An 11,664-nucleotide genomic window follows, 5' to 3' on the forward strand; every position below is an offset into this window, starting at 1 on the left:
CTCATGAAGGTCCTTCGCATGCTGGCCTTCGCCGTCGCGGGCGCGCTGCTGTCGGCGACGGCCTGGTCGCAGGCCGGCCGCCAGGCGGTCGACTGGCCCGCCGTGTCGCTCGAATCGATCGGCGGCGGGCCGCTGCCCACGCCTGCCTATGCGGGCAAGGTCGTGCTGCTGGTCAACACGGCTTCCCTCTGCGGCTTCACCGGCCAGTACAAGGGGCTGGAGGCGCTGTGGCGGCGCTACAAGGACAAGGGCCTCGTGGTGCTGGGCGTGCCGTCGAACGATTTCGGCGGCCAGGAGCCCGGCAGCAACGCAGAGATCAAGCGCTTCTGCGAGGCGAGCTTCGACGTCACCTTTCCACTGGCCGACAAGCAGATCGTGACCGGCGCCAACGCCCATCCGCTCTATCGCTGGGCCGCGGCGCAGACCGGCACGATCGGCACGCCGAGCTGGAACTTCCACAAGATCCTGATCGGCCGCGACGGACGGGTGATCGACTGGTTCACCGCGGTGAGCGGCACCGGCCCGAAGCTCGAACGTGCCATCGAGGCGGCGCTGTCCCGCCTATCCTCATCCTGAGGCAATTTAAGGAGTTACCTCATCCTGAGGAGCGCCGCGAAGCGGCGCGTCTCGAAGGATGGGCAACGGCCCGGTTATTTGCCACCTCTTCTCGCGAGCGCCCGAAGCGCCCCGAAATCGCCCCTGATCAGGGCTTCCTTCTTGGCGCGCGACCAGCCCTTGATTTGCCTTTCGACCGAGATTGCATCGGTGATGTTCAGAAAATGCTCCGACCAAACGATGACCACTGGCAGACGTTTGGCGGTATAGCCGCCGAAAGTCCCGCTATTGTGCTCGGAAAAACGCCGCTCCAGGCCTCGACGCGCCGAGCCGACATAGTAGCTGCCGTCCGAACAGCGAAGCATGTAGACGTGCGCTCCGACTTCGTTGTCCATAGTCCAGCGAGCTCGACCTTTGCCCATCCTTCGAGACGCGGCCTGCGGCCGCTCCTCAGGATGAGGTAATTTTTTGGATCAGTTCAATTCATTTCCGGTCAGCATGAGGTTGGTATTTGAGCCGCAGAGCGGGTGACTGCAGCGGCAGGATTTGGCTGCAGGCAAAAGGCCGCGCTATCGTCGGCTCCTAAAAATATAATGGAGACGTCCCGATGGCGATGGCCGAAGCCGCTGCCCCCCTGACTGCCGAAGACCATGCCCGCACGATGGCCGAATACAGCCGCGCCGGCGAAGAGCGCGCGCGGGCGCTGGGCAATCGCGGGCCGATCCGGCTCGATGCCAACGGCCGGCTTGCGCAGGACATCCTCGACGCCTACTGGACGCACGGCTTCTACGTCTTCGAGGGCGTGGCCGGACCGGAGGAGCTGGCCGAGCTGCGCGCCGACGTCGATGCCATCCTCGAGCGTGCGCCGGTCGAACCGGGCGCCGCGGTCGACCGTCACGGCCGCCCGGCCTTCGGCGAGGGCGTGCTGAAGCCGCCCTATCGCTGGGCCAAACCACTCAGCGACCCGCTCGGCGGCACGACGAAGAACAACGGCCGCCATCCGGTGGCGATGAGCCAGCCGACCCTCAGCGAGGACGCGCCCGCCTGGACCGTCGAGCTGCTCGACGGCAACCTCTACCTGATGAACGCCGCGTTCCGGCTCTACGGCCATCCCGGCCTGCTGGCCGCCGCCGCTGCGATCCTCGGCGACGACTTCGTGCCCTACAACGAGGTGACCTTCATCAAGGAAGCCGGCCTCGGCCCGTCGGTCGCCTGGCACCAGGACGGCACGACCCATTGGGACGCCGCCGACTGGGACATGGGCGCCCACGGCTTCAACTTCATGACCCAGCTCTATCCCAGCACGGCGGGCAACTGCGTCTGGGTGCTGCCGGGCAGCCACCGCCACGGCAAGGCCGACATCCGCAAACTGGTCGCCGAGAGCGGCTCCGACCGAATCGCGGGCGCGGTGCCGATGCTGGTCGGCGCCGGCGACACGATCGTCACCAACCGCCAGCTGCTGCACGGCTCCTTCGCCAACTCCTCGCCCGACCGCCGGGTGACGCTCAACGCCGGCTTCTTCCCGCGCCGCCGCGTGCTCAACGTCACGACGAAGCGGCTGACCGGCGAGACCGTGACCTATAACGGCGAGCGCATCGACCAGCGGCTGCGCATCCTGCTGCTGGCGATCGACGCGCGCCGCCAGCGCTTCCCGCAGGAGAAGAGCCATGTCTATCGCCCGCTCGCCGACCGCCAGGACGAGAACCGCTGGAGCGAGGCGATGCGCGAGGCGGTGCTGAAGAACTACAACCAGCTCGACATGTTCATCTGACGGGATGCGGTTCGGACTCTGCCTCCTGCTCCTGCTCGCCGCTTTGCCCGCATGGGCACAGGCGCAGGCGCAGGCGCAGGACCCCGAACCGCTCCTGAACGACGACGACGTCGCCGCCTATTGCCTCGGCGTGAACGGCCAGCTCGCCGAGCGCTTCCGCCAGATGCAGCTCTGGGGCTGCGGCAAGGCGGCGGGGATGCAATGGTGCCGCGACGCCAAGGCCTCGGCACCCGAGGCGATGCGGGCCCGCGAGCGGCTGGTCATCCGCTTTGCCAACGTGCTGACCCGCAAGGGCCTTTTAGACGTCGAGCGCCCGCCCGAATCGCGCGCCCGCCTCAGCCGCATCGTCTCCGACGGCACGACCGACACCCGCGCCTGCTTCAACCCCAAGGGCGACCGCAACGAGGCCGCCTGCGAGCGGCTGCAGCGTTGCGAGGAAGCAGAGCAGCGCGTGGAACAGTAGTCGCCGCCTCGCCGACCAAGCTCACCTCGCGAGGTTGAGCGGAAATGAATTGAATCGCTCCAAACACTGACCTCATCCTGAGGACCGTCTCGAAGGATGGGCAAAGGACGAGCTGGTCGGAACCTTGGACAACGAGGACGGAGCCCACGTCTACATGCTTCGCTGCTCAGACGGCAGCTACTATGTCGGCTCGGCGCGTCGAGGCCTGGAACGGCGCCTTTCCGAGCACAATAGCGGCGCGTTCGGCGGCTATACGTCGAAACGTCTGCCCGTGGCCATTGTCTGGTCGGAGCATTTCCTGAACATCACCGATGCGATCACGGTCGAAAGGCAAATCAAAGGCTGGTCGCGCGCCAAGAAGGAAGCCCTGATCAGGGGCAATTTCGGAGCGCTTCGGGTGCTCGCGAAAAGAGGTGGCAAATGACGGGGATCGTTGCCCATCCTTCGAGACGCGCCCCTGCGGGGCGCTCCTCAGGATGAGGTAAGTGCGTGGGATCGGATCTATCAATTCATTTCCGGCCGGGCTCTTAGGGTGAGGTGAATGGGTAGCCGCCGCCCCAGCCGCGTGCGAGATTTCGGACCACAGATTCAGCGAGGACACGGATGACCCAGTCGACATGGCGCGAGCGCGCGGGCACGCAATTCACCTGCGAGAAGCAGCCGGCGCACGGGCCCGCGGGCATGGCGGTCTCCAACCATCCGCTGGCCTCGGCGGCGGGCCTGGAGATGCTGGCGGCCGGCGGCAATGCGGTCGACGCGGCCGTGGCCATGCAGTTCGCGCTGACCGTGGTCGAGCCGATGATGGTCGGGCTGATCGGCGGCACGACCTGCCACATCCGCCTGGCCGACGGCAGCCATCGCATCCTCGACGGCATGAGCGCCGTGCCGCAGATGGGCCATCCCGACATGTACAGACCGGTCCCCGACGCCGCGCCCGAAGTCTACGACGTCGAGGGGCAGGAGAACCTGGTCGGGCCGAAGTCGGTCGCGACGCCGGGCTCGCTGCGCGCCTGGTGTATGGCACTGGAGCGCTTCGGCACGATGAGCCTGGCCGACGTGATGCAGCCCGCCATCCGCCACGCCGCGCGCGGCTTCGCGGTGACGCCCTATCTCTCGGACTGTATCAAGGATGCCGGCGCCGACCTGCTGAAGGACAAGCTCGCCGCCGCCCTCCTCCTGCCCAACGGCACGCCGCTCAAGCCCGGCGAGAGACTCGTTCAGGGACAGTATGCCGAGGCGCTGACGCTGGTCTCGCAGCAGGGCGAGAAGGCGCTGCATGGCGGCCCGCTGGGCGACCTGCTCGTCGAATGCATGGAGAAGACCGGCGGCTTCGTGCGCCGCGACGATCTTACCAGCTACAAGGTCGAAGAGCGCGCGCCGATCCGCGGCCACTATCGCGGCTGGGAGATTTTAGGCCCGCCGCCGCCCGCCGCCTCGGGCGTGCACATCGCCCAGATGCTGAACATCCTCGAAGCCTACGACATCGCGAAGATGGGCTTCGGCACCGTCGACACGCTGCACCTCTTGGCCGAGGTGCTGAAGATCGCCTTCGCCGACCGCGCCGAGGCGAGCGGCGATCCGGACTTCGTGAAGGTGCCGGTCGAGCGCATCGTGAGCCGCGACTATGCCGACCAGCGCCGCAAGCTGCTGGACATCGCCCGCGCCACGCAATGGACGGGTGGACTACAAGCCGCCGAAGGCCAGGACACGACCCACCTCACCGTGGCCGACGGCAAGGGCAACGTCGTCAGCACGACGCAGACCATCAACAGCCTGTTCGGCGCGCGCTTCATCGTGCCCGGCACCGGCATGATCCCCAACAACTACATGAACAACTACGACCCGCGCCGCGGCAATGCGCTGTCGATCGCGCCGGGCAAGCGGGTCACCACCTCGATGTCGCCGATGATGGCGCTCAAGGGCGGCAAGGTGCGCTATGCGCTGGGCCTGCCCGGCGGCCGCAAGATCTTCCCCTCGGCGCTGCAGGCCCTGCTCAACCTGATCGACCACGGCATGGCGCTGCAGGAAGCCGTCGAGGCACCGCGTATCTGGACCGAGGGCCCCGTCCTGGAAGTCGAGCACGGCATCCCCGCCCCGGTCCGCCAGGGTCTCGAAGCCCGCGGCCACACCCTCAAGATCATGCCGACCGTGGCCGGCGGCATGAACGCCATCCAGTTCCACGACGACGGCACGATGACCGGCGCCGCCTGCTGGCGCGCCGATGGCACGGCGGCGGCGCTGGGGGGTGGCTTGGCAAGGGCGGGGGTCAGGTTCGTGTTACCGGGTTAGGGTCCGGTCGATCGAGTTGATCGATCTTCTCCCCATTCAAATGGGAAATATCCGGTTAACGCACTATCACGTTGTTCATAGTTTAAGCCCGCGCGGCAGGCCAACAACAGATGGCTTCCCATTTGGAATGGGAAAGAAGACGCAAAAGGACAAGTGCGAAACTCGTATCACTGCACTAGCCCTCAAACCAAAGGTTCATCCAGCCAGCCCTCTTTAAGCACGATGTCCGGGGGCGGGTGCAATATATTGCTAATTCCCATCTCAATACGCTGACACGTTAGACGATAGCGTGTCTTGGCGTTTGTTAGATCTGCGTGATCGCCGTCAGCCTCGCGTCCGCCGGGCCCCAAAAATTTATAGCCATGTGGTCTGTCGGGAAACTGAAGATGGGCGCAGGCGTTCCCCACCACCTGAAGGTCGAAACTCAGCGGGCGCCGCGAGTGAGCAAATGTGTTCCTTATAAAACGAATCAAGTTCAAATCATCCCGCGTCACGGGACCGATAAGCTCTAACGCATATGCCAGCGCGATCTTGCTGCTAAAGTTGCTGAGAATACCCTCTGAACCGTAGAGGCGCTTGCGATCAGTAGAATTAAGTCCTTGCCGTAGCTTGGCCTCAAACAGCCGATGTAGAGCATTCTCGACGTTAATTGAGTGCAGAAGTGCAAATGCGCGGTCGCTGGCGCTCCACAGCTCATCTTGGTGCGCAGGGAAATCCAGACTGGTCATCCAGTCATTGGCGTATTCACGCAGTGCCCGTATGTATGCAGGCTCCTTAGCCATGGCATTCTCCCCCGATGAACAACTAAGGAAGCGACGCCACCCAGCAGCGTGATGCCCTGTTGTTGCGGCTGTTGAAGTCGCCCCCTCGACCGCGTCCCACGCGTGAGCGCGGCGAGGCGAAGCCTATGGGGAAAGCCGGAGCTGGGTCGAATCCCAAGACGCCGCGCGGGAGAAATAGGCGCTGCGGCACCATCTTCACGAGCAAGCGCCGCAATCCGTCACGCGTCAGTGAAACACCCGGCCCGAATCTATGACAAGCGTCTGACCCGTCGTGCTGTTGGTCCGACACATCGTGACGACCTGGTCGGCGCAGTCGTCCTTGTCGGCGGGCTTGCCCAGCAGCGAGGCGCTGGCGTTCTTCGCGACGACCTCGGGGCGCAGGTTCGCCGTGGCGCGGGTGCCTTCGAGCAGGCCCGGCGCCACGCAGTTCACCAGCACCTCGGGCGCGAGCGCCACGGCCATGCACTTGGTGAGGTGGATGAGGCCCGCCTTTGAAACCGCGTAGGCGATCGAGGAGCCGGTGGGGCCCAGCCCCGCGACCGAGGCGATGTTGACGATGCGGCCTTCGCCCTGGCGCTTCATCACGGGACCGACGGCCTTGGTGAGCAGCATCGGGCCGGTCAGGTTGATGTCGATGATCTTCGTCCATTCCTCGTAGGTGAGGCCGTCGAGATCGGTGAAGGGGATCGACTTGTTATAGGCCGCGTCGTTCACGAGGATGTCGAGCCGGCCGAAGCGCTTCACCACCTCGTCGACCAGCCGGTCGACCTGGTCGCGCTGCGTCACGTCGCAGGCGAAGGCGGCGGCGGTGACCTGGTGCCGTTCGAGATCGCGCGCCACGCCCTCGGCCTGGTCCTTGCTCTGCGCATAGACGACGGCGATGTGGCAGCCCTCGGCCGCCAGCGCGTGACAGATGCGCTGGCCCAGCCCGCCATTGCCGCCGGTGACGACGGCCACCTTCCCCTTGAGATCCATCCGTTTCCCCCGTGGCTGCCCTGCGACCCGTGCCGGGTGCAGGCTCTCGCTCGTGCGGTATATTAGGCCAGTTCACAGCGTAGCGGAGCCCGTTCGATGTCCCTCACAGCCGACCAGAAATTGCGACAGCGCGCCCAGCAGGTCATTCCCGGCGGCATGTACGGGCACCTGCGCAGCGACCGGCTGCCCGAGGGCTATCCGCAGTTCTTCGAACGCGGCGAGGGCTGTCACCTGTGGGACGTGAACGGCAAGCGCTATGTCGACTTCATGTGCAGCTGGGGCCCGATCGTGGTCGGCCACGGCAATCCGGTGGTGGCCGAGGCGGTGGCGCGGCAGATGGCGGCGGGCGATTGCCTGAACGGCCCGTCGGAGCGGCTGGTCGAGCTGGCCGAGCGGCTGGTCGGGCTGATCCCGCATGCCGACTGGGCGCTGTTCGGCAAGAACGGCACCGATGCCACGACGACCTGCGTGACCCTGGCGCGTGCCGCCTCGGGCAAGCGCAAGATCCTGGTGGCCGAGGGCGCCTATCACGGCGCCATCCCGTGGTGCTCGCCGAACCCGTACGGCGTGACGCCCGAGGATCGCGCCCACATGCTGACCTACAAATTCAACGACACCGGCAGCCTCGAGAGCGCCGTGCAGCGCGCCGGCGACGACCTGGCCGGCATCGTCGTCTCCGCCTTCAAGCACGATTTCGGCAAGGACCAGGAGATGCCGGATGCGGCCTTCGCCCGCCGCGCGCGCGAACTGTGCGACGCCAACGACGCGGCGCTGATCGTCGACGACGTGCGCGCCGGCTTCCGGCTGACGATGCGCGGCAGCTGGGACCTGGTCGGCGTGCAGCCCGACCTCAGCGCCTGGAGCAAGGCGATCGCCAACGGCCATGCGCTGGCCGCCGTGACCGGCAACGACCGCTATCGCGAGGCCGCGTCGAAGCTCTATGTCACCGGTTCGTTCTGGTGCAGCGCCGTGTCGATGGCCGCGGCGCTGGCGACGCTCGACGTGCTGGAGAGCACGGACGGGCCGGCGCACATGCGCGCCATGGGCCAGCGTCTGCGCGACGGCATCGCGGCGCAGTCGGCCGAGTTCGGCATCGGCGTGCGCCAGAGCGGCCCGCCGCAGATGCCGACGATCCTGTTCGACAACGATCCCGACACCGAGAAGGGCAACTTCTTCACCGTCGAGGCGCTGAAGCACGGCGCCTACCTGCACCCGCGCCACAACATGTTCCTGTCGACCGCCCACACCGAAGCCGACATCGACTTCGCGCTGGAAGCGACCCGCAAGGCGTTCGCGGCGCTCGCGACGCGGTGAACTGCACGACCCCGAACACCCTCATCCTGAGAGGCTGGCCGGAAATGAATGCAGCTAAAGCAAGAGGCTATGAACAGCCCCAATAACCTCATCCTGAGGAGCCGTGCGCAGCACGGCGTCTCGAAGGATGGGAACGCGCACCCCGCCTGTGGCCCATCCTTCGAGACGCGCCGCTTCGCGGCGCTCCTCAGGATGAGGTTGGTGTTGAAAGCCTCTACCCCCGCCCGCCGTTCTTCCGGAAGCGGCTCAGGCTGGCGGCGCGTTAGAACCAGCTTCCTCCCCATTCAAATGGGGAGGTGTCGGCGTCTCGCGGCTTGTAACCAAGCCGCTTAGCCGACGGACAGGCCGAGCGAGGCTCGGCCTACCGCCCGCCGTTCTTCCACCACCGGTTCAGGCTGGCGACGTCGCCGTTGTACATGTTGCGGTCGCAGTGGCCGACGCCTTCGACGTGCCGCGGTTCGCTGCCGTAGGCGAAGTTCTGCGAGGTCTCGTCGGCGACGTATTGCCAGAGCTTCCAGCCGCGATCCGCCCAGGCCATGGGAAGGCGCGGCGTCTCGCGATAGTCGGCCAGCCACAGGTCGCAGCGCGCCAGGATCGAGCCCGGACGGATGCTGGCGCCGAGGCTGATGCGGCGGCGGCCGTAGATCTCGCCGTCGGCCCAGGCGGGATGGGAGTAGAGCATCGGCAGCCGGCCGGTGGCCTTCTGCACCGCCAGCACGAAGGCCTCGGCCTGGTCGAGCCGCATCGTGTTGCGCGGGTTGGCGTCATTCGGTTCGAGGTCGAGCGCCATCACGGTCTGCGGGCCGGGCTGGCAGGCCGACAGGAACGAGGCCGCCTGCTGCTCACCCGAATACTGGCGCGTGCCGAAATGATAGCCGCCCCACAGCAGGCCGGCCGCCTCGGCCTGGCGCCGCCGCGGCGTGTAGGACGGGTCGAACCAGTCGCCGCCCTCGGTCACCTTGTGGATGACGGCCAGGATGTTGCTGCGGCGGACCGCGGCGAAGCTGGTGACCGTCACGTTGTGGCTGATGTCGATCACCGCATCGAGGCCAGGCCGCGTCTGGCCCGGGGCGTAGGCCACAGGCTGGGTCGGCTGGCCGCCGCAGCCGGCCAGCGCCGGCAAAGCGAGGCCGCCCGCCAGCATGCTTCTCCGTGAGATCATCGAAGGGAGTCCTATTTGGCTTTCTTCAGCACGTTCGTGGCGGCGACGGAAACGCCGGCGCGGTTCTCGGTATAGAAGAGTTCGAGCGTGCCGTCGTCGAGAAGCGTGCCTTCGATGGCCGAACCGCCCTGCCCGATCATGCGCACGCGCTTTCCGTCCGAGCCGATGACGCCGATGATCGGCTCCGCCTTCGACTCGGAAGACAGCGTGCCCCAGAACCGGCCCTCGTCCTGGCCGTCGATGCGCACCGTGATCTTCAGTTCGACCAGGCGGTTGCCGTCGACGATGGTCGAGGGCGCGGTCACCGGAAAGTGAGCCGGGAGGCCGCTCACGATGCTCTTGTTGGTGCCCGTCCAGGTGCCCGTCATGTCCGGCCCGGCCGGCTGAGCGACCGCGATGCCGGCGGCACAGGCGAGGGAAAGGCCGAGGGGAAGCAGGAGGGAGACACCACGCATGGCTTTTTCCTTCGAGGTTGTCGGGGGCCGCATCATGCCCAAACATCGGCCCGCGTAAAGCCGGGCCATCGTCGCGTCAATCGTCGCGGCAATCGACAGGCGGGGTGCGCCGCGGGATACTGAGGGTAATGGAATACGACTATATCGTCGTCGGTGCCGGTTCGGCAGGCGCCGTCGTCGCCAACAGGCTGTCGGCCGACCCGCGCCACAAGGTGCTGCTGCTGGAAGCCGGCCCTGCCGATCACCCCTGGACCCGCATTCCCGTCGGCTATTCGCGGTTGATCACCAACCCGGCGGTCAACTGGCTTTACAGTTCCGAGCCCGAGGCCAGCACCAACGGCCGCCGCATCCCGGTGCCGCGCGGAAAGCTGCTCGGCGGCTCCAGCGCCATCAACGGCCTCGCCTTCGTGCGCGGCCAGGCGCAGGACTTCGACACCTGGGCGCAGATGGGCAATCAGGGCTGGGCCTACGAGGACGTCCTCCCCTTCTTCAAGCGCATGGAAAGCTATCCGGAAGGCGACGAGCGCTTTCGCGGCCGTTCGGGCCCGCTCAAGGTCACGAACCCCGCGCCGGCCAATCCGCTCTACGCCACGGTGATCAAGGCGGCCGGCGAGGTCGGGATCCCGCACAACCCCGACTACAACGGGGCAAAGCAGGACGGCATCGCCATGAGCCAGGCCACCATCGCCTCCGGCTGGCGCATGAGCACGGCCCGCTGCTATCTCGATCCGGCCAAGCGGCGGCCCAACCTGCGGATCGAGACCGCGGCGCTGGCCGAAACACTCTTGCTCGACGGCAAGCGTTGCACCGGCGTGCGCTATTCGGTCGGCGGCGAGGCGCGCGAGGCGCGGGCCGGCCGCGCCGTCGTGGTGAGCGGCGGGTCGATCAACTCGCCGCAGCTTCTCGAACTGTCGGGAATCGGCCAGCCGGAGCGGCTGCGCGACCTCGGCATCGAGGTCCGCCACGCATTGCCGGGCGTCGGCGAAAATCTGCGCGAGCATTATGCGCCGCGCACGCGATGGACCATCGGCCAACGCGGCGTCACCTTCAACGATCGCGGCCGCGGGCTCGGCCTGGTGCACCAGGCGCTGCGCTGGGCGGCCAACCGCGACAGTCTGCTCTCGATGGTCGGTGCGCCGTTGCGCGCCTTCGTGCGCTCGCGCGACGGGCTCGAAGCGCCCGACCTGCTGCTGGGCTGGGTGCCGATGTTCACCGAGGCGGGGCCGCGGGGCCCGCGGATCGCCCGGCAGTCCGGCATCTCCTGCTATGCCCATCCGATGCGGCCCGAGAGCAAGGGCACCATCCATATCGTCTCGGCCGATCCGAAGCGGCCGCCGGAGATCCGCTACAATTTCCTGTCGGCGCCGGTCGACGGCGAGCTGACCGTGCGCGCCGTGCGCATCGCGCGCGCCATCATGACCGCGCCGGCGATGGCGCCGCTGCAGGTCGCCGAGATCGCACCGGGACCCGGCGGCGACAGCGACGCGGAGATCCTCGACTGGGTACGCCAGGCCGCCGAGACGACCTATCACCCGGTCGGCACGTGCAAGATGGGCTCCGACCCGATGGCCGTCGTCGATGCGCGGCTGCGCGTCCACGGGATCGAGGGGCTCCGGATCGCCGACGCCTCGATCATGCCGGCACTGACCTCCGGCAACACCAACGCACCCTCGATCATGATCGGCGAGAAGGCGGCGGACATGGTGTTGCGGGATACGGTTTAAGGCCCATCCGATTCAAGTTATCCGCACATCCTCATCCTGAGGAGCATGCCGAAGGCGTGCGTCTCGAAGGATGGGCAACAAACGCGGTGCTCGTGCCCATGCTTCGAGACGGCTGCTGCGCAGCCTCCTCAGCATGAGGTTAGTATTGGTGATTCTGTCGCGCTCAGACTTCAA

Annotated in this window: 12 protein-coding genes; 7 read left to right on the forward strand and 5 right to left on the reverse strand. The window is 66.8% G+C overall.

Translation table 11 applies throughout. The annotated features are described in order from the left end of the window. Positions 1–3: 3 nt before the first annotated feature. A complete protein-coding gene (locus tag ACT6UX_RS00825; RefSeq protein ID WP_444773237.1) occupies positions 4–576 on the forward strand; it encodes a glutathione peroxidase in 573 nt (190 codons plus the stop codon). A 74-nt stretch (positions 577–650) separates the two neighbouring features. On the opposite strand, the gene ACT6UX_RS00830 is transcribed toward ACT6UX_RS00825, so the two are convergent. Next, positions 651–950 (reverse strand): GIY-YIG nuclease family protein, encoded by a 300-nt coding sequence (locus tag ACT6UX_RS00830; RefSeq protein WP_444773238.1) that lies wholly within the window; start codon positions 948–950, stop codon positions 651–653. Positions 951–1,162: 212 nt separating this feature from the next. Between ACT6UX_RS00830 and ACT6UX_RS00835 the strand changes: the two genes are divergently transcribed. From ACT6UX_RS00835 to ggt, 4 genes are all read left to right on the forward strand, one after another. Then, the gene (locus tag ACT6UX_RS00835; RefSeq protein WP_444773239.1) at positions 1,163–2,326 is read left to right on the forward strand and encodes a phytanoyl-CoA dioxygenase family protein; all 1,164 of its coding nucleotides are present in this window, start codon (positions 1,163–1,165) and stop codon (positions 2,324–2,326) included. Between the two features lie 4 nt (positions 2,327–2,330). Then, complete coding sequence (locus ACT6UX_RS00840; protein WP_444773240.1) at positions 2,331–2,789, forward strand: hypothetical protein; 459 nt, start codon at positions 2,331–2,333, stop codon at positions 2,787–2,789. Between the two features lie 154 nt (positions 2,790–2,943). After that, the gene (locus ACT6UX_RS00845) at positions 2,944–3,213 is read left to right on the forward strand and encodes a GIY-YIG nuclease family protein (protein ID WP_444773677.1); all 270 of its coding nucleotides are present in this window, start codon (positions 2,944–2,946) and stop codon (positions 3,211–3,213) included. A 179-nt stretch (positions 3,214–3,392) separates the two neighbouring features. Further along, positions 3,393–5,078, forward strand: coding sequence for a gamma-glutamyltransferase (ggt, locus tag ACT6UX_RS00850; RefSeq protein ID WP_444773241.1), 1,686 nt, complete (start codon positions 3,393–3,395; stop codon positions 5,076–5,078). A 182-nt stretch (positions 5,079–5,260) separates the two neighbouring features. Here ggt and ACT6UX_RS00855 read toward each other — a convergent pair whose 3' ends face one another. Both ACT6UX_RS00855 and ACT6UX_RS00860 read right to left on the reverse strand, forming a co-directional pair. Next, positions 5,261–5,860, reverse strand: coding sequence for a hypothetical protein (locus ACT6UX_RS00855; RefSeq protein ID WP_444773242.1), 600 nt, complete (start codon positions 5,858–5,860; stop codon positions 5,261–5,263). A gap of 225 nt (positions 5,861–6,085) precedes the next feature. Next, positions 6,086–6,835, reverse strand: a complete 750-nt coding sequence (locus ACT6UX_RS00860; RefSeq protein ID WP_444773243.1) for an SDR family NAD(P)-dependent oxidoreductase — start codon at positions 6,833–6,835, stop codon at positions 6,086–6,088. A gap of 96 nt (positions 6,836–6,931) precedes the next feature. Here ACT6UX_RS00860 and ACT6UX_RS00865 point away from each other — a divergent pair, with 96 nt between their 5' ends. Then, positions 6,932–8,149 (forward strand): aspartate aminotransferase family protein, encoded by a 1,218-nt coding sequence (locus ACT6UX_RS00865; protein ID WP_444773244.1) that lies wholly within the window; start codon positions 6,932–6,934, stop codon positions 8,147–8,149. A gap of 361 nt (positions 8,150–8,510) precedes the next feature. On the opposite strand, the gene ACT6UX_RS00870 is transcribed toward ACT6UX_RS00865, so the two are convergent. Together ACT6UX_RS00870 and ACT6UX_RS00875 are read right to left on the reverse strand one after the other, a co-directional pair. Continuing rightward, a complete protein-coding gene (locus ACT6UX_RS00870; protein WP_444773245.1) occupies positions 8,511–9,311 on the reverse strand; it encodes a glycoside hydrolase family 25 protein in 801 nt (266 codons plus the stop codon). 11 nt (positions 9,312–9,322) lie between these two features. Next, positions 9,323–9,766 carry a hypothetical protein gene (locus tag ACT6UX_RS00875; protein WP_444773246.1) on the reverse strand — a complete coding sequence of 148 codons (444 nt, stop codon included), beginning with the start codon at positions 9,764–9,766 and terminating at the stop codon, positions 9,323–9,325. Between the two features lie 128 nt (positions 9,767–9,894). Here ACT6UX_RS00875 and ACT6UX_RS00880 point away from each other — a divergent pair, with 128 nt between their 5' ends. Next, positions 9,895–11,490, forward strand: a complete 1,596-nt coding sequence (locus ACT6UX_RS00880; protein WP_444773247.1) for a GMC family oxidoreductase — start codon at positions 9,895–9,897, stop codon at positions 11,488–11,490. Positions 11,491–11,664: the final 174 nt, after the last annotated feature.

The sequence above is a fragment of the Reyranella sp. genome, from assembly GCF_052439685.1.
GTDB lineage: Bacteria > Pseudomonadota > Alphaproteobacteria > Reyranellales > Reyranellaceae > Reyranella.

Coding starts and splice junctions, on each gene's coding strand:
- ACT6UX_RS00845 (WP_444773677.1), top strand. CDS start 2,944: ATGCTTCGCTGCTCAGACGGCAGCTACTATGTCGGCTCGGCGCGTCGA.
- ACT6UX_RS00860 (WP_444773243.1), bottom strand. CDS start 6,835: ATGGATCTCAAGGGGAAGGTGGCCGTCGTCACCGGCGGCAATGGCGGG.
- ACT6UX_RS00825 (WP_444773237.1), top strand. CDS start 4: ATGAAGGTCCTTCGCATGCTGGCCTTCGCCGTCGCGGGCGCGCTGCTG.
- ggt (WP_444773241.1), top strand. CDS start 3,393: ATGACCCAGTCGACATGGCGCGAGCGCGCGGGCACGCAATTCACCTGC.
- ACT6UX_RS00830 (WP_444773238.1), bottom strand. CDS start 950: ATGGACAACGAAGTCGGAGCGCACGTCTACATGCTTCGCTGTTCGGAC.
- ACT6UX_RS00835 (WP_444773239.1), top strand. CDS start 1,163: ATGGCGATGGCCGAAGCCGCTGCCCCCCTGACTGCCGAAGACCATGCC.
- ACT6UX_RS00875 (WP_444773246.1), bottom strand. CDS start 9,766: ATGCGTGGTGTCTCCCTCCTGCTTCCCCTCGGCCTTTCCCTCGCCTGT.
- ACT6UX_RS00880 (WP_444773247.1), top strand. CDS start 9,895: ATGGAATACGACTATATCGTCGTCGGTGCCGGTTCGGCAGGCGCCGTC.
- ACT6UX_RS00855 (WP_444773242.1), bottom strand. CDS start 5,860: ATGGCTAAGGAGCCTGCATACATACGGGCACTGCGTGAATACGCCAAT.
- ACT6UX_RS00870 (WP_444773245.1), bottom strand. CDS start 9,311: ATGATCTCACGGAGAAGCATGCTGGCGGGCGGCCTCGCTTTGCCGGCG.
- ACT6UX_RS00865 (WP_444773244.1), top strand. CDS start 6,932: ATGTCCCTCACAGCCGACCAGAAATTGCGACAGCGCGCCCAGCAGGTC.
- ACT6UX_RS00840 (WP_444773240.1), top strand. CDS start 2,331: ATGCGGTTCGGACTCTGCCTCCTGCTCCTGCTCGCCGCTTTGCCCGCA.